Annotated in this window: 15 protein-coding genes; 6 read left to right on the top strand and 9 right to left on the bottom strand. The window is 53.9% G+C overall.

The window, feature by feature from the left end; translation table 11 throughout:
- The first annotated feature begins 119 nt into the window (after nt 1–119).
- On the top strand, nt 120–1,043 hold the full coding sequence (locus CAG64_RS03020; RefSeq protein ID WP_021705739.1) for an ABC transporter ATP-binding protein: 924 nt from the start codon (nt 120–122) through the stop codon (nt 1,041–1,043).
- 1 nt (nt 1,044) lies between these two features.
- Nucleotides 1,045–1,815 carry an ABC transporter permease gene (locus CAG64_RS03015; RefSeq protein ID WP_021705738.1) on the top strand — a complete coding sequence of 257 codons (771 nt, stop codon included), beginning with the start codon at nt 1,045–1,047 and terminating at the stop codon, nt 1,813–1,815.
- Nucleotides 1,816–1,875: 60 nt separating this feature from the next.
- On the opposite strand, the gene panC is transcribed toward CAG64_RS03015, so the two are convergent.
- From panC to sfsA, 7 genes are all read right to left on the bottom strand, one after another.
- Nucleotides 1,876–2,772 (bottom strand): pantoate--beta-alanine ligase, encoded by an 897-nt coding sequence (gene panC, locus CAG64_RS03010; RefSeq protein WP_161488605.1) that lies wholly within the window; start codon nt 2,770–2,772, stop codon nt 1,876–1,878.
- Between the two features lie 11 nt (nt 2,773–2,783).
- Nucleotides 2,784–3,578, bottom strand: coding sequence for a 3-methyl-2-oxobutanoate hydroxymethyltransferase (gene panB, locus CAG64_RS03005; RefSeq protein WP_161488606.1), 795 nt, complete (start codon nt 3,576–3,578; stop codon nt 2,784–2,786).
- 23 nt (nt 3,579–3,601) lie between these two features.
- The gene (folK, locus tag CAG64_RS03000; protein WP_021705735.1) at nt 3,602–4,087 is read right to left on the bottom strand and encodes a 2-amino-4-hydroxy-6-hydroxymethyldihydropteridine diphosphokinase; all 486 of its coding nucleotides are present in this window, start codon (nt 4,085–4,087) and stop codon (nt 3,602–3,604) included.
- Nucleotides 4,084–5,454: a polynucleotide adenylyltransferase PcnB gene (gene pcnB / locus CAG64_RS02995; RefSeq protein ID WP_202599251.1), complete on the bottom strand. Its 1,371-nt coding sequence runs from the start codon at nt 5,452–5,454 to the stop codon at nt 4,084–4,086. The genes folK and pcnB overlap by 4 nt, the downstream gene beginning before the upstream one ends.
- 75 nt (nt 5,455–5,529) lie before the next feature.
- Complete coding sequence (gene gluQRS / locus CAG64_RS02990) at nt 5,530–6,420, bottom strand: tRNA glutamyl-Q(34) synthetase GluQRS (RefSeq protein WP_161488607.1); 891 nt, start codon at nt 6,418–6,420, stop codon at nt 5,530–5,532.
- A gap of 72 nt (nt 6,421–6,492) precedes the next feature.
- Nucleotides 6,493–6,939 (bottom strand): RNA polymerase-binding protein DksA, encoded by a 447-nt coding sequence (gene dksA / locus CAG64_RS02985; protein ID WP_021705732.1) that lies wholly within the window; start codon nt 6,937–6,939, stop codon nt 6,493–6,495.
- Between the two features lie 132 nt (nt 6,940–7,071).
- Complete coding sequence (gene sfsA / locus CAG64_RS02980) at nt 7,072–7,785, bottom strand: DNA/RNA nuclease SfsA (RefSeq protein ID WP_161452195.1); 714 nt, start codon at nt 7,783–7,785, stop codon at nt 7,072–7,074.
- Between the two features lie 55 nt (nt 7,786–7,840).
- Here sfsA and hrpB point away from each other — a divergent pair, with 55 nt between their 5' ends.
- From hrpB to acnB, 4 genes are all read left to right on the top strand, one after another.
- Nucleotides 7,841–10,297: an ATP-dependent helicase HrpB gene (gene hrpB / locus CAG64_RS02975; protein ID WP_161488608.1), complete on the top strand. Its 2,457-nt coding sequence runs from the start codon at nt 7,841–7,843 to the stop codon at nt 10,295–10,297.
- Nucleotides 10,294–12,645, top strand: coding sequence for a penicillin-binding protein 1B (gene mrcB, locus CAG64_RS02970; RefSeq protein WP_161452191.1), 2,352 nt, complete (start codon nt 10,294–10,296; stop codon nt 12,643–12,645). Before hrpB ends, mrcB begins: the two co-directional genes overlap by 4 nt.
- 52 nt (nt 12,646–12,697) lie before the next feature.
- The gene (locus CAG64_RS02965; protein WP_021705728.1) at nt 12,698–14,998 is read left to right on the top strand and encodes a patatin-like phospholipase family protein; all 2,301 of its coding nucleotides are present in this window, start codon (nt 12,698–12,700) and stop codon (nt 14,996–14,998) included.
- Nucleotides 14,999–15,299: 301 nt separating this feature from the next.
- A complete protein-coding gene (acnB, locus tag CAG64_RS02960; RefSeq protein ID WP_021705727.1) occupies nt 15,300–17,897 on the top strand; it encodes a bifunctional aconitate hydratase 2/2-methylisocitrate dehydratase in 2,598 nt (865 codons plus the stop codon).
- A 65-nt stretch (nt 17,898–17,962) separates the two neighbouring features.
- Here the strand turns inward: acnB and CAG64_RS02955 are convergent, their stop codons facing one another.
- Nucleotides 17,963–19,102, bottom strand: a complete 1,140-nt coding sequence (locus CAG64_RS02955) for a glycerate kinase (RefSeq protein WP_161488609.1) — start codon at nt 19,100–19,102, stop codon at nt 17,963–17,965.
- 15 nt (nt 19,103–19,117) lie between these two features.
- Nucleotides 19,118–20,383, bottom strand: coding sequence for a GntP family permease (locus tag CAG64_RS02950; RefSeq protein WP_161488610.1), 1,266 nt, complete (start codon nt 20,381–20,383; stop codon nt 19,118–19,120).
- Nucleotides 20,384–20,489 lie beyond the last annotated feature (106 nt).

Below are 20,489 nucleotides of genomic sequence, written 5' to 3'. Positions count from 1 at the left end.
GCTGATTCTCAGCGTGCTTTTTTGTGTCAATAAATAATTAAAATCTAATATAGCCTTGAAAAGTGACGCATTTGTCATCATTTGTAACACGTTAATGATCAATACAGCGATACCCAGTTATGTACGCATTGGAAATAGAACACCTTCGCAAGACCTATGCAGGGGGCTTTGAGGCGCTTAAAGGCATCAGTTTGACGGTCGAAAAAGGCGATTTTTACGCCTTGCTCGGCCCCAATGGTGCTGGCAAGTCGACCAGCATAGGCATCATCTCTTCGTTGGTAAACAAAACCGCCGGTAAAGTGCGAGTATTTGGTTACGACATCGATACCGATCTGGAACTGGCCAAACAGAACCTCGGGCTGGTGCCGCAGGAATTCAATTTCAATCAGTTTGAAACCGTTGAACAGATCGTCTTGCAGCAGGCTGGCTACTACGGGGTGCCCAAAGCGGTGGCGAAACAGCGCGCCGAGACATACCTGTCCAAGCTTGATCTGTGGGAGAAACGCAATGAACGGGCACGCAATCTGTCGGGCGGAATGAAGCGCCGGCTGATGATTGCACGGGCGCTGATGCATGAGCCGCAACTGCTGATCCTCGATGAACCGACCGCGGGTGTGGATATTGAGCTGCGCCGCTCGATGTGGGAGTTCCTCAAAGAGATCAACGCCGAGCAGGGCATCACCATCATCCTGACCACCCACTATCTGGAAGAAGCGGAAATGCTGTGTCGGCATATCGGCATCATCAACCGTGGGGAGCTGATCGAAAACACCACCATGAAAGACTTGCTCAGCAAACTGCATGTGGAAACGTTCATTCTCGATCTGGAACCGGGCAGTGACGTGCCGTCATTAGAGGGGGTAAACAGCCAGTTTATGGTGAATGGTTCACTAGAAATTGAACTGGATAAAGCACAGGGGCTGAATCCGATTTTCAGCCAGCTCAGCGAGCATGGGGTCAAGGTTCTGTCTATGCGCAACAAAGCCAACCGACTGGAAGAGCTGTTTGTCAGTATCGTCCGTGAACAGAGTGGAGCTCAGTAATATGTACCGTTTGTATTGGACTGCGTTTTGCAGTCTGCTGACCAAAGAGATCAACCGTTTTACTCGTATCTGGGTACAGACGCTGGTGCCGCCAGCGATCACCATGACGCTTTACTTTATTATTTTCGGCAGCCTGATTGGTTCGCGAATCGGCGAAATGAATGGCTTCAGTTACATGGAATACATTGTGCCGGGCTTAATCATGATGTCGGTGATCACCAACTCGTACTCTAATGTGGCGTCGTCGTTTTTCAGTGCCAAGTTTCAGCGCAATATTGAAGAGCTGCTGGTGGCTCCGGTGCCAAACTACGTGATTATTCTCGGCTTTGTGATGGGCGGCGTGGTGCGTGGCTTACTGGTCGGGGCAATCGTGACGTTTGTGTCACTGTTTTTTGTCGATTTGCAAGTTGAACACTGGGGCATCATCATTGCCACTGTGTTTATGACTTCGGTGGTGTTTGCTCTGGGTGGGTTGATCAACGCTGTGTACGCCAAAACCTTTGATGACATCTCAATTATCCCCACGTTTGTTCTGACGCCGCTGACCTATCTGGGCGGGGTATTTTACTCCATTAGTCTCTTACCGGAATTCTGGCAGGGTGTGTCGAAAATCAACCCGATCGTCTACATGGTCAACGCTTTCCGTTATGGCTTTTTGGGAGTGTCGGATGTCGGTATTGTTACCTCATTTGGGGTGCTGGGGCTGTTTGTGATTGCCTTGTACGCATTAGCGCACTATTTGGTGACCCGTGGCATTGGCCTGCGCAGCTAATCATAGGACGCAACAAAAAAGGTCGACCCGAGGTCGACCTTTTTCATGGGCGGGAGGGGGTTATTCCTGCTCGGAATTGGCCTCACTGGCTTCTTCTTTGTTTTCTACTGCCAGATCAATCACGGCATTGTCAATCAAACGGGCTTTCCCCAGATAGGCTGACATCAGGATCACAGCCTGAGTGGAGTCGGCATTGATCACTTGCAGAGTGCGCGCATCGCGGATAAAGATTTCATCCGGCTGCAAATCGGCCGCGCGCAGCTGATCGTTGGCATCTTCAATGATCGAGGCATAATCGTCACGACCACCGCGCACTGCACTGCTGATCCAACGCATAGTACGGGCCAGAACCGGCGCACGCTGACGCTCATCGATGGTCAGCAGGTTGTTGCGTGAACTCATGGCCAGACCGTCCATTTCACGAACCGTTGCGACACCGATGATGTCAATGTCCATCGCCAGATCGTCCACCATTTGACGAATCACCGCCAACTGCTGGAAGTCTTTTTCCCCAAAACAGGCCACATCCGGCTGGACGATATTGAACAGTTTGGTGACGATGGTTGCTACGCCCCGGAAGTGGCCCGGACGGGAGGCGCCTTCCAGCATATGCGACAGGCCAGGAACTTCCACATAGGTCTGTTTATCCAGGCCATGTGGGTAGATGATCTCTAGAGTTGGGGTGAACACCAGCTCAACCCCTTCGGCGTTGAGCTTGCTGAGATCGTCATCCAGGGTCCGAGGATAATTGTTGAGATCCTCAGCCCGGTCAAATTGCATCGGATTAACAAAAATGCTGACCACAACGATGTCGGCGTGTTCACGTGCTTGGCGCACCAGCGTCAGGTGACCTTCGTGCAGGTTACCCATCGTCGGAACGAACGCGATTTTTCGACCTTCGCGCTTATACTGTTTGATCTGCTCACGCAGGCCAGTTACTTCAGCAAAAGTTTGCATTATCTGATCCTCTAGGCAATCGTATGGGCGTCATCAGGGAACGCGCCACTTTGCACATCTGCGATATATTTGGCAATCGCTGAGCGAATATCGCCCGTTTCTTTCAGGAAGTCTTTAGAAAACTTCGGCATGTAGTTGGCCGAGATACCCAGCATGTCATGCATCACCAGGATCTGACCGTCGGTTACATTACCGGCACCAATACCGATGACCGGAATGTCCAGTGCTTGGGTAATGCGTTCTGCCAATGCGGCCGGAACGCATTCTAAGACGATCAACTGCGTGCCTGCTTGTTGCAGTGCCAGCGCATCACTGACCATGCGGTCGGCGTTTTCCTGATCACGTCCCTGAACTTTGTAACCACCAAAGATGTTGACCGCTTGTGGGGTGAGTCCCAGGTGAGCACACACCGGTACTGAGCGCTCGGCCAACATACGGATGGTGTCGACCAGCCAGGCACCGCCTTCAATTTTTACCATGTTTGCGCCTGTCTGCATGATCTTGGCGGCATTCTCGCACGCCTGTTCTGGAGTGGCGTAACTCATGAATGGCATATCGGCCATCAGCAGACAGTTCGGGCTACCGGCACGCACACAGCGAGTGTGGTAGGCAATTTCATCAACCGTTACCGGTAGTGTGTCCGGGCGGCCCTGCAGCACCATGCCAAGAGAGTCGCCCACCAGCAAAACGGGCATATCCTGGCTTTCGAACAGTTGGGCGAAACTCGCATCATACGCGGTAGAAGTTGCAAATTTACGACCTTCCTGTTTCCACTTCATCAGGTCGTTTATGGTAATTTTTTTCATGGATTGTCCTTACTAGGAGTTGGCTAGGAGCGCCAAATACTGAGCCCATTGCGCGCGACTTGTTGTAGCAGGTCGGACAGCTCAGTCCCATCAGGGAGTTGTAAACTTGGTGCGATCTCGGCAAGCGGATAGAGCACGAATTCGCGCTCTTTCATTCCGTAGTGTGGAATGATGAGACGCTCGGAGTCGATCACCTCATTGCCGTAAAGCAAAATATCGAGATCTAAGGTTCTTGGGCCCCAGCGTTCGTCTTTACGGACACGCCCTTGTTCCTGCTCAATCGCTTGGGTGCAATCGAGCAGTTCTAAGGGGGTTAATTCGGTTTTTATCGCCACAACAGCGTTAATGTAATCCGGTTGATCCTGCGGGCCCATCGGGCTGCTGCTGTACAGCTGCGACGCCTGGATAAACGCCGAACGTGGCAACTGAGCCAGCGCCTCGATCGCCTGCCGGGCTTGAGTCACCGGATCCGCCAGATTACTGCCTACGGCAATGTATGCCGTGATCATGAGCTTGCTTTGCTCTTTTTCTTACGAGGACTGCGACGGCGGCGGGAACCGGACTTTTTACCACCGGCAGGCGTCGCGCTGTCTAAGTCGGCGACCATAGCCTGACGCATGTTGCGGCCGGCATTTTGGAAAGTTTCCCACCAATTAGCAAGCTCTTTGGTGTCTCCCCCCTCAATTTCACCGCGCATTTCAAGAAAATCGAACCCGGCTCTGAATTTATTCAGCTCCATCAGGCGGAATGCACGTTTTCCATTGCGGCGTGGCAGGCGCAGTTGCAACTGCCAGATTTCACGGATGGTCGCAGTGTGACGACGCGGGATGGCAATGGTGCGAACCTGATCATCTAAAATCTGGTTGCTGGCTTCCATGACGGCGTCGTAGTCGTTCATATTGCGCTCAGCCATCAGCTTGTCCGCCAGAGACAGCAATGGGTACCACAACATAGCCGCAAACATAAAGGCCGGATTAATCCGTTTGCCTTCTTCCATGCGCTGATCGGTGGAGTCCAGAACCTGATCCAACATCTGCTCCGTTGGTGAGGAGTAATCGTCGGTAAAGTGTTCGGAAATGGTCGGGAACAACTGCTGGAATAGGTTGTATTCGCGCAGCAGGTAATAGGTTTCCAGACCATGGCCCGATTGCAGCAGTTTGAGCGACTCTTCGTACAGACGCGCAGATGGAATCTCGCGCAGCAGGTGCGCCAGTTCCTCAATCGGGGCCGCCGTGTCTTCCTCAATATCGAAATCCAGTTTGGCGGCAAAACGAATCGCACGCAGCATTCGGACCGGATCTTCGCGGTAGCGGGTCTGTGGATCGCCAATCAGACGGACCAGCTTGTCATTGAGATCTTCGGCGCCACCGGCGTAGTCGTGAATCGAGTAATCACGGATGTTGTAGTACATCGCGTTGATGGTGAAATCGCGTCGTTCGGCGTCTTCATCAATGCTGCCGTAGACGTTATCACGCAACAGCATCCCTTCTTTCGATTGCTGGGAGACGTTTTTGCTCGGTTCCTGATGGTGGCCACGGAAAGTCGCCACTTCAATGATGTCGCGGCCAAACATGATGTGCGCCAAACGGAAACGGCGGCCGATCAGACGGCAGTTGCGGAACAACTGGCGGATCTGCTCCGGCGTCGCATTGGTGGCGATGTCGAAATCTTTCGGCGTCGCGCCGAGCAACAAATCACGAACACCGCCGCCGACCAAATAGGCATCAAAGCCTGCACCATTGAGACGATACAGAACTTTCAGCGCGTTATCGCTGATTTGTTTGCGTGAAATATTGTGCTCTTCACGCGTAATCACGTTGAGCGCGAGTTGTGTTATCACGCGCGGAGCACGTGTTGTGTTGTCATCTATATTCATGTGCATCTGGCAATAATCAGTTAAGCCAACCCTGATATTGGCCCGTTTCAGCAAAAATTTGCCGCTAATAATAGCTTAAGGGGCGTCGTTTGAGAATCTTGGTGTGATCTCGATCGAATCAGGTAGTTGGCTAATGTGCCAATTATCAACGCCCCAAGCGATGATTTCTTCTATAGAACACGCGTTTATGTGATCCGTCAGCCTAAAGCCAAGAAATTGCATCGCATTGAGCAAGGTGGGTTTTGGGTTCATGACATCGATGGCGGTCGCGTGATTTTGCTTCGACAGCTTGTTTCCGTTGTCATCCATGGCCAGCGGCAGGTGCAGATAACGGACCGGCGGCTGGTTGAGGGTTTTATAAAGACAGATCTGGCGTCCAGTCGGTTCTATCAGATCCGCACCACGCACCACTTCCGTAACCCCCTGATCGATGTCGTCTAATACTACCGCAAGGTTGTAAGCAAATAAGCCATCACGACGTTTTATAATAAAATCTTCATCTGCCAATGCCAGCGGAATGGCGATTCGGCCGTGTTTCTGATCGTGAAACTCGGTGACGGAATGCGCGACGTGCAGCCGAACGGCGTAGGGCCCGCTGTCACGCAACCCCAGCTCACGGCATGTGCCGGGGTAATAGCCTCCGGCCGCTTTGATCTGTTTACGGGTGCATTGGCAATAATAGGCCTGGCCGCTTTGCAGCCACTGGTCAATCTGATTCTGGTATAAGTGGTGACGCTGGCTCTGGTATACCACCTCACCATCCCAGTGTAATCCGTATGCCTCCAACGCCGACAGGATCAGGCTGGCTGCTCCCGGCATTTCTCGCGGTGGGTCTAAGTCTTCGATTCTGACTAACCACCGGCCCTGCTGGGCTTTGGCCTGGAAGTAGCTGCCCAGTGCAGCTACCAGGGAGCCGAAGTGAAGCGGACCGGACGGTGACGGAGCAAATCGGCCTACATACTGCATCTCAATCACTCTGTGGGTAGTAAAAGCAAAAAGGGAGCATAGCGCTCCCTTTGGTAATTCAGTGCCTGGTGATTAACCTTGCATCTGCTTTTCTTTGATTTCTGCAAGTGTTTTACAGTCAATACAAAGATCAGCAGTGGGACGAGCTTCAAGACGACGGATGCCGATCTCGACACCACAAGATTCACAGAAGCCAAACTCATCATCCTGAATCTTATTCAGCGTTTTCTCAATCTTTTTGATCAGACGACGCTCGCGGTCACGGTTACGCAGCTCTAGGCTGAACTCTTCTTCCTGAGAAGCACGGTCAACGGGATCCGGGAAATTTGCCGCTTCGTCCTGCATGTGGTGAACGGTGCGATCAACTTCTACCCTGAGCTGGTTCCGCCAGGCTTCTAAGATCTTTGTAAAATGAGCCATTTGCTCAGGTGACATGTACTCTTCACCCGGCTTTTCCTGATACGGCTCAACACCTGCAATGGCTAGGATGCCTAGCGCTTTTTTCTTCGATTCTGGCATGCAGCATCTCCTACTAACACCTAGTCAACTGCGATAACAGTTAATTTAAGGCGGGTATCTATAGCAAAAACAAACTGGGGAGGCAAATCCTGAATTGCAAACTTATCGTCAATGTGAAGGCGACATCATTTTTCAGTCAATTTGAATAAAATCGATCGCCTTGATCAGCTTGATTTCGTGCTCGGAAAGCTGCGCCTTGTAGCACAACACTTCCACTCCCTGTTCCTGAGCTTTTTTCAGTAAAAGTGAATAGTTTGCGTCTATATGGAGGGCTGGCGAAACTTTTTCAATCCCTGAATGCAAAACAGTGAACAAAAGTACTGCCCGTTGCCCATTATTGGCCATTTCTGTGAGCTCTCTCAGATGTTTCTGTCCGCGAGTCGTCACTGCGTCCGGGAAGTAACCTTGACCGTCTTCACCCAAAAGCGTGACGCTTTTCACTTCTATATAGCACGAAGGTTGGGTCTCTGATTTGAGCAGGACATCAATTCGGCTATTTTCCTGACCGTATTTCACTTCGGTCAGCAGTTGATCATAGCCCAATAATTCAACGATGGTACCGTCTTGAATCGCTTCGACCGCCAGTTGATTTGCCCGCGCGGTGTTGATGCAGATTCGGTGGCCATCCTGTGTGTCACTCAACTCCCAGCTGTTTGGGTACTTACGCTTTGGGTTGTCTGAGGTGGAATACCACACCATGTTGCCAGGTTCGGCACAGCCGGTCATGGCGCCGGTGTTGGCACAGTGAATCGTACGCACACTGCCGTCCGGTAGTTCGATATCGGTCAGAAAGCGTTTGTAGCGTTTAAGCAGGGTGGCGGACTGGAATGGGGGATTGAACTGCATTTTTCTACTGGTTTTATGTACAATGTTGCCGCCATTTAAGCACAAGGACTGAACATTGTCACAATTGCCGATTCATGCCGTGATGCCACAACTGCTCTCTGCGGTGCGTGAACACACGCAAGTGATCCTCAAAGCCGCGCCGGGGGCTGGTAAGTCGACCGCCTTCCCACTTGAACTGCTGCGTCAGCAGATGGTGGCGGGCAAAATCATCATGCTGGAGCCACGCCGTCTGGCGGCGCGCAATATTGCCGCCTATCTGGCACGTCAACTCGGTGAGCGCGTCGGCCAGACGGTCGGCTACCGGATGCGCGGCGAGAACAAAACCAGCAGTGCAACCCGCCTTGAGATTGTAACGGAAGGCGTGATGACCCGGATGATTCAGTCTGATCCGGAACTCAATGGGGTCGCAATGCTGATATTTGATGAGTTTCATGAACGCAGCATTCATGCCGATACGGCGCTGGCACTGAGCCTGGAAGTCCAGGAGGCGTTGCGTGATGATCTGAGCATTGTGGTGATGTCCGCCACGCTAGACAGTCAGGCGATGACGGCGTTACTGCCACAGGCGGCCTACATAGAATCGCAGGGGCGGACATATCCCATCGACTACCGTTATCAGCCAGTTCGGCGCCATGAGCCACTATTACCTGCAATGGCCCGTCAGATCCGAGCTTTGCTCGACAGTGAGTCAGGGTCGATGCTGGTGTTCTTGCCCGGAGTCGCGGCGATACGGCACTTGACCGAGCTGTTGGACGGTGTACCGGCGCGCATCTGCCCGTTGTACGGTCAGCTAACGGCGTCCGAGCAGCAACAAGCGATCGCGCCGTCAGCGTCGGGGGAGCGCAAAGTGGTTCTGGCCACCAATATTGCCGAAACGTCACTGACCATCGAAGGTATCCGGCTGGTGGTTGATTCTGGTTTAGAGCGGGTGGCGCGCTTTGATTTGCGCACTGGCATTACCCGCCTCGAGCAGGTTCGTATTGCCCAGTCTTCCGCGGCGCAACGTGCCGGCCGGGCCGGACGTTTAGAGCCGGGTTGTTGTGTGAGAATGTACAGTGAGAGTCAGCTGAATCAGCAACCTGTGGTACCTGAGGCGGAGATCCTGCATGCGGATCTGTCGTCTCTGGCGATGGAACTGTCGCGGTGGGGCTGTAGTGACGTTGGTGAGCTCAAGTGGCTGGATGTACCGCCGGACAGCGCGTTGCATCAGGCTCGTGCACTGCTGCAATCGCTCGGGATGCTGGACGGGGCCCTGCAACTGACGTCATTAGGGCGCCGGGCACATCAGTTGGGTGTGGAACCCCGCATGGCGGCGGCACTGCTGCATGCGCAAGCGAAACAGGCGAAGTGGTTACACACTGCGTTTGCCATGGTCGCCCTGTTAGAAGATCCGGAGCGCAATGTGACGGATCTCCAGCACAGTTTGCATCGACTGCATCGCGGTCAGCATGCTCGCCAGTCTATGGTATTGCAGCGTGCCCGTACGCTGGCCGAGCGGCTAGGCAGTACGTTTGAACTGGGCGGCGTGGAGGAAACTCTGCTGGCTCAGGTGGCGGCGACCGCATTTCCGGATCGGGTCGCGCAAAGACGGCGTGATACCAGCCGCTATACACTTGCCAATGGCCATGGTGCAGAGCTGCGCGACGACGACCCTTTGGCCCGTCACGACTGGCTGGTGGTGATCGACCTGATGCGCGGTCAGAGCAGTACCAGTCAGATTTTTCTTGCCCTCGGAGCCGATATCATCGCGCTTGAGCAGCATCTGCCGGCGTTATTTAGTGAGCATGAGCAGGTGGAATGGGATGAGACGCGCGGTCGTCTGAGTGCCCAGGCTCAGACGAAGCTGGGCTCGCTGGTTGTGCGCACCCGTGAACTGACCCAGCCTGGCGCGGAAAAAATGACCGAAGCTTTACTTAACTATGTTCGTCGCCACGGCCTTTCGGTATTAAATTGGACCGCCGAAGCCGAATCACTGTTGGCACGGGCCCGCTGCGCGGCTGAGTGGCTGCCGGAAGAGGCGTGGCCAGAGATGGATGAGGCGACATTATTGGCAGAGTTGGAGGCATGGCTTGAGCCCTACATGCAGGGTATCGCGTCACTAAAACAGTTGGCTTCACTACCGGTTGCATCTGCGCTGCAGGCGCGGCTGGGCTGGCCGCTCAATCAGCAGATTGATGAGTGGTTGCCGACGCACTGGTGTCTGCCGACCGGCAGTCACAAAGCGCTGCATTATCAACCTGGCCAGGCGCCGATGTTGTCCGTGCGGATGCAGGAAGTGTTCGGAGAACAGGACTCGCCCACGGTGGCCAAAGGACGTCAGCGAGTGGTGCTGGAACTGCTGTCACCGGCGCAACGTCCTTTACAACTGACCTCCGATCTGGCTGGCTTCTGGGCTGGCACATACAAGGAAGTCCAGAAAGAAATGAAGGGTCGCTACCCGAAACACGTCTGGCCGGATGATCCGGCGAGCCATGTAGCGACAACCAAAACCAAACGACAATTGAATTCATGACGACGAAGAAAACACCGGCTGCGAAAAAGCGCACCAACAAACCGACGGCTACCCGTAAATCCCGCAAACGTCCGCCGAAGAAGCCGGGAAAACATCGCTGGCTGAAAACCATCTGGAGCATCGGCTGGAAGCTGGCTCTGGCGGGGATCGCGGTGGCGATCTTTGTGGGGATTTACCTTGATACTATGGTTCGTCAACGGTTTGAAGGGCAGCTGTTCAGCCTGCCCACCGTAGTGTACGCCCGTATTCTGAACCTTGCTCCCGGTGATGACATCTCTTTACAAGAGGTCAGAAACGAGCTGGACGTACTCAACTACCGCAAAGTGCGCCAGCCGCGCCACCCGGGTGAGTATTCGTCGTCGTCGAGCAAAATTGAGCTGATCCGTCGTCCGTTTGAGTTCTCTGACGGGCCGGAGCCGGAGCGTCATGTGATGCTGTCATTTGATGGCTCGGGCTTGCAGCGCATTCGCTCACTGGAGCGCAATGGTGATTTAGGTTACCTGCGAGTTGAGCCGAAGATGCTTGGTATGCTGGAAAAAGAGGATGAGCAGCGCCTGTTCCTGCGTCGTGATCAGTTCCCGGAAGTGATGATTGATGCACTGCTGACCACCGAAGACCGCGATTTCTATCAGCATGACGGTGTGTCTCCGGTGGCGATCGCACGGGCCCTGGTGGCCAACCTGAGAGCGGGACGCACGGTGCAAGGCGGCAGTACCCTGACGCAGCAGTTGGCGAAAAACATCTTCCTGTCTCGTGACCGCACCTTGTGGCGTAAGCTGCAGGAAGCGTATATCGCGTTGATCATCGATTACCGCTACAGCAAAGATCGCATTCTGGAAGCTTACCTCAATGAAGTGTATCTGGGGCAAAGCGGTGGTGAGGCGATCCACGGTTTTGGTCTGGCATCACGCCTTTACTTTGGTCAGCCAATCCAGGAACTGCGTATTGATCAACTGGCGTTGCTGGTTGGCATGGTCAAAGGACCGTCGTATTACAATCCGGCCCGCTACCCAGATCGGGCAAAAGAGCGCCGAGATTTGGTGCTGCGTCTGATGATGCAACAAAACATTCTCACGGCGTCAGAATTTGAAGAAGCCGCTGGTCGCCCGCTGGATGTGCAAAAGAATCCGCGTATTGCCAGCCGTCAGCCCGCGTATTTCCAACAGCTGCAAATTGAGCTGAAAGACAAAGTCGGCTCAGCGTTCCAGTCTGATACTGGCCTGCGGGTGTTTACGTCACTGGATCCTGTCTCTCAGCATGAGCTGGAAAAAGCGATCGCGGCCAAAGTGCCTCAACTGGAAAAAACGTCCGGCAAAGGGCTGGAAGCTGCGGCGATCGCTGTGGATCGTCACACTGGTGAGATCCGTGCCATGGTGGGCGGCAAACGCGTGGGGTACGACGGTTTCAACCGCGCGCTCAATGCCAGTCGTCAAATCGGTTCGTTGGCCAAACCCGCGGTGTACCTGACCGCGCTGGAGCAGCCGCAAAAATTCAATCTGGCCACGACACTGGAAGATAAGCCACTGACACTGAAAGGCAGCCAGGGTAACAGCTGGACGCCACGTAACTATGACCGCCAGTATCGGGGTGACGTGCCGTTGTATCTGGGCTTGGCGAAGTCACTCAATGTGCCGACGGTGCGGTTGGGGATGCAACTGGGCATTCAGAATGTGATGGATACGTTTGAGAAACTGGGGGTGAATCGTGAGGAGATCCGACCGGTTCCATCCATGTTCCTGGGGTCGTTTTCACTCACGCCATTTCAGGTGGCACAGATGTATCAGACCTTAACTAATTCAGGGCAAAAAGCGCCACTGTCGGCCTTGCGCTCGGTGTTGGATCTGGACGGTAACGTGCTGTACCAGTCGATCCCGCGGATGTCACAAACCGTTGACCAACAGGCGGCCTGGCTGACCACTTATGCGATGAAACGCGGCGTGCTGGAAGGCACTGGTCGCTACCTCAACAGCCAGTTTGGCTGGGCGGCTCTGGCCGGCAAAACCGGGACCAGTAACGACACCCGCGACAGTTGGTTTGTCGGCATCGACGGGCGTGAAGTAACCACCGTCTGGGTCGGACGCGATGATAACAAGTCAACCAAACTGACCGGATCAAGCGGTGCGCTGCGTGTGTATGCCGATTATCTGCAACATCGGATTCCGGAAAAACTGGTGTTGCCATGGCCACAAGGGATCAGCACTTTTGGCTTTGAACCAACCGGAAAAGGCGGCCTGGAGCTGAGTTGCGACGACAAATTCAAGTTACCGATGTGGGACGCCGACGGGGCGATGAAGAAAAGTTGTGAAAATCAACCGGCACAATGGCTGAAAAAGATATTCAGTTGGTAAAACGATCGAGTAATATCTAATCTATTCATACTCAAGGATATTTAGGGCTTCGATGTTGCGTCTTCCTTTTCTGTTTACTCTGATCCTGTTGGTCAGCTTTTCTGGCGTGGCGGCAACCGCCACGTCCGACGTCACTCAGCAAGGCGTGAAATCGCGGCCCAAAATTGCAGTGGTGCTGGCTGGTGGCGGGGCCAAAGGAGCGGCGCACATTGGGGTATTAAAAGCGCTGGAAGAGATGCACATTCCGGTGGACATCGTGACCGGCACCAGTATGGGGGCCTACGTTGGTGGCTTGTACGCCACCGGCATGAGCGCGGATGAGATCGAAAGTTTTCTTTATTCGGTCAACTGGAACGACGGATACCGCGACCGGGTTGATCGCAGTGAGCGCCGGGTGCGTGATAAAGAGTATGAAGACCGATATCAACTGACCACGGATCTTGGCATTCGCTGGGGCGAAATCCGTGCCTCACGTGGGGTCGTTCAGGGACAGAATATGTTGCGTATTCTGCGTGAAACCACCGGTAATCTGCCGCCGTTTCAATCTTTTGATCAACTGGCGATCCCTTACCGCGCGGTGGCGACCGACATTCTGGAACTGCAACCTGTGGTGATGGACAAAGGTTATCTGACCGATGCCATGATGGCCAGTATGTCGGTCCCTGGAGCGTTGCCGCCTTACGAGGTCAACGGCCATATGCTGGTGGACGGTGGGGTCACCAACAACATGCCGGTCGATATCGCGCGTCAAATGGGCGCCGACATCATCATCGCGGTCGATATCAGCTCCGATTACAAGAGCGCGGATGATTTCACCAATTTCTTTACGGTCGCCGATCAGCTTTCTAATTATCTGGTCCGCCGTAGTACTCAGCAACAGGTCAAAAAGCTTGCTGACCAGGATGTACTGATCCAGCCGGATGTGGGCGGTTACAGTACCACCGATTTTTTCATTATGCCGGAAGCGTACAAACGTGGTTATAAGGCGGCTAATGATGCCAAGCAAGCCTTGTCTCGCCTGTCGTTGTCGACGGCGGATTATCAGAAATACCTCGACATCAAAGAGACCGTCCGACGTGGACTGGTGTATATCGACGAAGTCAAACTCGACAAAATTTCGATCAATAACCAAACCCATTACACCGATAACTTGCTTGAAAACCGGCTGGCGCTGAAAGAGGGTAAGCAGTATTCGACCGAAGAACTGGAGCAGAGTGTACAGAACCTGTATGCGCTTGACCGTTTTGAGTTGGTCACCTACAAGTTTGATCAGCGCGACGGTGAAAATATCCTCAACGTGGATGTGAAAGAGAAATCCTGGGGGCCCAATTACATGGACTTCCGTTTCTTTCTCGAAGACGATTTTGATACCGAAAGCCAGTACTCTATTGGTGTCACCACCAATTTCACCAACCTCAACAGCAGCGGCGCTGAGCTGCGTCTGAATATGGACATGGGGTCGAACAAGCTGTTTGAGACGGAGTTGTATACGCCGCTGATGTCAGGGCAAAAACTCTTTGCCACTTTGAAAGGCCGCTACACCAATCAAGTGACCAATATCCCGATCGATGTGGAAGACCAAACCGTCAGTGATCGAGGACTGGACGCGGTCAAAGACTTCTTACCGGTGACTTACAAACAGTGGGTCGGAGAGGCGGCACTGGGCTACCAGCACCGTTTATGGAGTGAATTTAAAACCGGTGTACGTTATACCGATGGCGAGGCGGAAGTGTCCAATCTGGCCTCGTTTGGCAGCTTCGATTACCAGCGTACCGGCGTATTTTTCAACTATCGTATCGATACCCTGGATGACTTCAGCCTGCCCACCAAAGGGATCTATCTGGACTTAGACTATGTGGTTTCACACGCTTGGGTCGGAGACGGAACTTATGAAGAGGAAGGCACAACGTATGAAACCAATGTAAAGTTGATTGGGGCTAAAAGCGTGGGCCGTCATACTTTAGTGGGCAACGTGGATGCCGGTTTGATCGAGAGTCTCAATTCTGACACTCTGATTGAACCTCAGCAACTGGGCGGCTTCTTGCATCTGTCTGGCATTCCGCGCAACAGCCTCGCCGGAGAAAACAAACTTTACGGCAATATGATCTACCGTTATCGCTGGTTTGATAATGATTTTGGCCTGTTCAGTTCGCCCCTCTATCTGGGCGCGTCGCTGGAATACGGCGGCGTATGGTCTGAGTCCGGACTGTCGTTGTCTGAGTTGCCGATGTACTTGGCGGGCTCCGTGTTCGCCGGGATCGATTCTCCGATTGGCCCAATCATGTTTGGCTATGGTCGGACCGAACGCAACTATGATTCCATTTACCTGATCATCGGAACGACGTTCGATTGAGCAGAGAAGTAAAAAAACGGGTGACAGCCGGATCTCACCTGGTGGGATTCTTAGCAATAAAGCATGCAAAATCATAGAACTTTAGTCTTAAGTTGCTATGTTGGTCAAAATGATGAGATTTTAATTTATCGTTAATTTTGCTATTCTGTCGCCCACAGTTTGGCCTCTCTGGCGCTGTCTCTCAATCAAAAATTGAATGAAAGCATGGCAAGGAGAGCCAAGTTTCCAAGGATGTTCACTCCTCTTTTGTCTACTAAGAACAGTCATAAATGAGGAGGAACCGCAATGAGAGGAAAAAGTCGTGCTTGAAGCCTACCGTAAACACGTCGAAGAGCGTGCTGCCGAAGGAGTTGTCCCTAAACCCCTGGACGCAGAGCAAGTTGCTGGACTTGTAGAACTTCTGAAAAATCCCCCGCAAGGTGAAGAGGACTTCATCCTTGAACTACTGGAAAACCGAATCCCACCAGGTGTTGATGAAGCTGCTTACGTGAAAGCCGGTTTTCTGGCGGCGGTCACCAAAGGCGAAGTCTCTTCTCCTCTGGTCAGCCCGGAAAAAGCGGCGCAACTTCTGGGTACCATGCAGGGCGGTTACAATATTGAACCGCTGATTTCCCTGCTGGACATCGACGCTCTGGCGCCGATCGCAGTGAAAGCCCTGTCACACACCCTGCTGATGTTTGATGCCTTCTACGATGTGGAAGAAAAGGCTAAAAACGGCAACGCATTTGCCCAACAAGTCCTGCAGTCTTGGGCCGATGCCGAATGGTTCTTGTCGAAACCAAAACTGGACGAAAAAATCACTCTGACCGTATTTAAAGTCACCGGTGAAACCAACACCGACGACCTGTCTCCGGCTCCGGATGCCTGGTCTCGTCCTGATATTCCAGTGCACGCTCTGGCGATGCTGAAAAACGAACGTGAAGGTATCGAACCGGATCAGCCAGGCACCATTGGTCCGATCAAACAGATTGAAGCGCTGAAAGAAAAAGGTCATCAACTGGTTTACGTCGGTGACGTCGTCGGTACTGGCTCATCGCGTAAATCGGCGACCAACTCTGTGTTGTGGTTTATGGGCGATGATATCCCATATGTCCCGAACAAACGCGCTGGCGGTTTTGTTCTGGGTGGTAAGATTGCACCTATCTTCTTCAACACCATGGAAGATGCGGGTGCGCTGCCTGTCGAGCTGGACGTATCGAAAATGAACATGGGTGACGTGATCGACGTATACCCATACGAAGGCAAAGTATGTAACCACGAAACGGGTGAAGTGCTGGCTGAATTCAAACTCAAGACCGACGTGTTGCTGGATGAAGTGCGCGCCGGCGGCCGTATTCCTCTGATCATCGGACGTGGTCTGACGGACAAAGCGCGTCAGTCGCTGGGTCTGGAAACCAGTGATGTGTTCCGTCTGCCTGCTCCGGTTGCAGACTCTGATGCCGGCTTTACGCTGGCGCAGAAAATGGTTGGCAAAGCGTGTGGCGTTGATGGCATCCGTCCGGGCACCTATTGTGAACCTAAAATGACCACGGTTGGTTCTCAGGACACCACCGGTCCGATGACTCGTGATGAACTGAAAGATTTGGCATGTCTGGGTTTCTCTGCGGATCTGGTGATGCAGTCGTTCTGTCACACCTCGGCTTACCCGAAACCGGTTGACGTCAACACTCACCACACGTTGCCTGATTTTATTATGAACCGTGGCGGTGTTTCACTGCGTCCGGGCGATGGCATCATCCACTCGTGGCTCAACCGCATGTTGCTTCCGGATACCGTTGGTACAGGTGGTGACTCGCACACCCGATTCCCTCTGGGGATTTCTTTCCCGGCAGGCTCTGGTCTGGTGGCGTTTGCAGCCGCAACCGGCGTGATGCCACTGGATATGCCAGAGTCGATTCTGGTGCGCTTTAAAGGTAAGCTGCAAGCTGGCATCACACTGCGTGATTTGGTGCACGCGATCCCGTACTACGGTATCAAGCAAGGTCTGCTCACCGTTGAGAAAGCGGGTAAGATCAACGAGTTCTCTGGTCGCATTCTGGAAATTGAAGGTCTGGAGCACCTGACGGTTGAACAAGCATTTGAGCTGTCTGACGCGTCGGCCGAGCGTTCTGCTGCGGGCTGTACCGTTAAACTGTCGGAAGAATCGATAGCCGAATACCTCAATTCCAACATCACCATGCTAAAGTGGATGATCTCGGAAGGTTACGGCGATCGTCGTACCATTGAGCGCCGCATCAAAGCAATGCAGGAATGGCTGGATAAGCCTGAGCTGATGGCAGCGGACAAAGACGCTGAATACGCGCACGTAATCGAAATCGATATGAATGAGATCAACGAGCCGATTCTGTGTGCGCCGAACGATCCGGACGACGCCCGTCTGCTGTCTGATGTACAGGGTACCCAAATCGACGAGGTGTTCATCGGTTCTTGTATGACGAACATTGGTCACTTCCGTGCGGCAGGGAAACTGCTGGACAACCACAAAGGTCAACTGGAAACCCGTTTGTGGGTGGCTCCGCCAACCAAGATGGATAAAGACCAGCTGATTGAAGAAGGTTACTACGGCATCTTCGGCCGCGCTGGGGTGCGCATTGAAACTCCGGGCTGTTCACTGTGTATGGGTAACCAGGCACGTGTGGCGGATAAAGCGACGGTTATGTCGACGTCAACGCGTAACTTCCCGAACCGTCTGGGAACCGGCGCGAATGTCTTCCTGGCGTCAGCGGAACTGTCAGCGGTAGGTGCCATTTTGGGGCGTATCCCGAATGTGGACGAGTACCTGCAATACGCAGAGAAGATTGATGCGACGGCTGCGGATACTTACCGTTACCTCAACTTCCACCTGATGGACACGTACACCAAGAAAGCGGAAGAAGTGATCTTCCAAGAGCCGGCGTAAGCCAGCGTGATGACGTGATGAGAAAGCCGCTGATTGTTTCAGCGGCTTTTTTTATCTGAGTCAGTTCATGGTTGGCTCGCCATGTGCCACACTGCTGCGACATTGCGTGCCGTCAGCTCGACGTTGCTCCGGGCCTGGGCCAGGGCGGTGGGTAAATCCACGGCGCCGTTAACTACAGAGAACAATGCATCAATGCCGTGTTGATGCACTACGTCACAATCGGCGGAGAGCGAACCGGCAATACCAATCACAGGCCGCTGGAAACGTTTGGCACAACGGGCGACCCCGATCGGTGTTTTACCGTGAATGGTCTGACTATCGATACGGCCCTCGCCGGTGATGACCAGATCGGCGTCTTTGACCACAGAAGCCAAGTTCACCGCTTCCATGACGATTTCGATGCCAGGACGCAGATGTGCGTTGAGCAGGCCCAACAGAGCGGCGCCAAGCCCACCTGCGGCGCCAGCGCCCGGGATGTGCTGGACATCTTTGCCTAACTGGCGGCGCATCACCCGCGCATAATACGCCAGGTTGTCATCGAGACGGGCGACCATCGCTGCGGTGGCCCCTTTTTGTGGACCGAACACTTGTGAGGCACCTTTGGGGCCGCACAGTGGGTTATCGACATCGCAGGCCACATCGAGTCGGATCTTCTTCAGGCGCGGATCCAGACCGCTGACATCAATGCGGACCAGTTTTTCCAGTTCACCACCGCCATGCCCCAGAGGTTGATCTTCGCCATCAAGCATCCGGATACCCAGCGCCTGTACCATACCAAGCCCGCCATCGTTGGTGGCGCTGCCACCAATACCGACAATAATGTGTTCAACACCGCGATCGAGCACCGCGGTGATCAGTTCGCCCGTACCGTAGGAGGTCGTGAGCAGTGGGTTGCGCTGCGCGACGGGCACCAGGTGAAGGCCGGACGCGGCCGCCATTTCAATCACGGCGGTTTTGCCGTCACCGAGTAAGCCATAAAAGCCGTCTACCGGTGTACCCAGCGGTCCCGTCACTGTGTGTTGAACAATCTGACCACCGGTCGCATCCACCAGTGACTGCACGGTGCCTTCACCGCCGTCTGCCATGGGCAGTTTGACGTAATCCGCATCTGGCAGAATCTGACGAAATCCAGTTTCAATCGCACAGGCGACGTCCATCGCCGTCAGACTTTCTTTATAAGAATCAGGAGCAATTACAATTTTCATTTTCGACCTCACGGCTTAGACAAACAGACCAAAGACACCAAACATCATCACTGAGACAAATGCGATCATCAGACCGACCAGAGACTCATACGGGATCAGTTTGAGTCGCTCGCGGATATCCATATGTACCGCGCCGCCCGTCGCATGGAAAAAGCTGCCGTGTGGCATGTGATCCAGCACGGTTGCACCTGAATGAATCATCGCGGCACCGGCGAGCGCGGGGACGCCCAGCTCCAGAATCGTGTGGCTGAACACATTGGAAGCCACCGCGGTTCCTGCGGTGGTTGAAGCGGTAGCCAGCGACATCATGGCGCCCGAAATAGGGGCAAGTAAGTAGGACGGCAGACCAGAGGCGGTCAGCACGTCAATCAGGCCGCTCTTTAATCCGGAGTTGGCGATGATGCCTGCCAGGGTTCCTGTCCCCAGCAGCATCACGGCCACTGGCGCCATGCGGGTCAGGCCGGATACGGCGAAATGGTTGGTGTCATTGAAGCGCCCCATGACCAGCGCGCCAATCAGGCCACCGAGCGGCAGGGCGATCAGCGGATCAACATTGATCCCGGCAATCGGACGCAGCGCCAGCAGCGTTATGGCGATCAGTGGCGCCACGATGGCGGCGCCAAAGCCAGGCAGGCGCGCATGATCGACGGCGATGACTTCGTGCTCGGCTACTTTAGAGCCTTTATGGATCAGACGTTTGGCGATGATGTACGCCAGCAGCATGCCGCACAGGCCTGGAATGACGCCCGCCGCCATCACTGAGGTCAAAGGAACGTTGAAAGCGTCCGCCGCCGCGATTGCGTTTGGGTTCGGAGACATGACGTTGCCGGCTTTGCCGCCGCCAACCATTGCCAGCAGAATGGCGGTTTTGGAAATGTCGGCACGGCGGGCGATGGCCAGTGCAATCGGCGAGACGGTGATCACTGCCACATCAACAAACACGCCGACGGCGGTCAGGATCATGGTTGCCAGAGCCAGTGCCAACAGGGCGCGGGTTTCGCCGACTTTCTTGACGATGGTTTCCGCGATGGCGGTGGCGGCACCGGACTCGATCAGCACGCCGGCCAGTACACCGGCAGCCAGGATGCGCAACACGGCGGTCACGATACCCTGAGCTCCTCCTATCATTAGCGCGACCGTATCGGTCAGGGAGACCCCGCCAACGACGCCGCCAACCAAGGCCCCAATGATCATGCCGTAAGCAGGGGGAACTTTCTTTAAAATCAGCGCAATGGCGACCACAAGTGCGGCCAGGGCGCCTAATGTAGAGACTTCAGTCATGTTCTATTCCACACAGATTATAAGCGTTATTTTTTGAGCGAATATAAAGAGGGAAGCGTTGAACGTCTTTAGTCAGAATGCCAAAAAATGCCTGCCTGATGAGGCT

The sequence above is a fragment of the Vibrio sp. V38_P2S17PM301 genome (genome assembly GCF_009904845.1).
Taxonomy (GTDB): domain Bacteria; phylum Pseudomonadota; class Gammaproteobacteria; order Enterobacterales; family Vibrionaceae; genus Vibrio; species Vibrio proteolyticus.
The sequence above is the reverse complement of the archived record's forward strand: the minus strand, read 5'-3'. Positions and strand labels throughout refer to the sequence as shown.

Excerpts from the sequence above, each read along its gene's own strand:
- CAG64_RS03020 (WP_021705739.1), top strand. The coding sequence starts at position 120 with ATGTACGCATTGGAAATAGAACACCTTCGCAAGACCTATGCAGGGGGC.
- folK (WP_021705735.1), bottom strand. The coding sequence starts at position 4,087 with ATGATCACGGCATACATTGCCGTAGGCAGTAATCTGGCGGATCCGGTG.
- panB (WP_161488606.1), bottom strand. The coding sequence starts at position 3,578 with ATGAAAAAAATTACCATAAACGACCTGATGAAGTGGAAACAGGAAGGT.
- mrcB (WP_161452191.1), top strand. The coding sequence starts at position 10,294 with ATGACGACGAAGAAAACACCGGCTGCGAAAAAGCGCACCAACAAACCG.
- gluQRS (WP_161488607.1), bottom strand. The coding sequence starts at position 6,420 with ATGCAGTATGTAGGCCGATTTGCTCCGTCACCGTCCGGTCCGCTTCAC.
- sfsA (WP_161452195.1), bottom strand. The coding sequence starts at position 7,785 with ATGCAGTTCAATCCCCCATTCCAGTCCGCCACCCTGCTTAAACGCTAC.
- CAG64_RS03015 (WP_021705738.1), top strand. The coding sequence starts at position 1,045 with ATGTACCGTTTGTATTGGACTGCGTTTTGCAGTCTGCTGACCAAAGAG.
- CAG64_RS02965 (WP_021705728.1), top strand. The coding sequence starts at position 12,698 with ATGTTGCGTCTTCCTTTTCTGTTTACTCTGATCCTGTTGGTCAGCTTT.
- CAG64_RS02950 (WP_161488610.1), bottom strand. The coding sequence starts at position 20,383 with ATGACTGAAGTCTCTACATTAGGCGCCCTGGCCGCACTTGTGGTCGCC.
- pcnB (WP_202599251.1), bottom strand. The coding sequence starts at position 5,454 with ATGAATATAGATGACAACACAACACGTGCTCCGCGCGTGATAACACAA.
- panC (WP_161488605.1), bottom strand. The coding sequence starts at position 2,772 with ATGCAAACTTTTGCTGAAGTAACTGGCCTGCGTGAGCAGATCAAACAG.
- CAG64_RS02955 (WP_161488609.1), bottom strand. The coding sequence starts at position 19,102 with ATGAAAATTGTAATTGCTCCTGATTCTTATAAAGAAAGTCTGACGGCG.
- dksA (WP_021705732.1), bottom strand. The coding sequence starts at position 6,939 with ATGCCAGAATCGAAGAAAAAAGCGCTAGGCATCCTAGCCATTGCAGGT.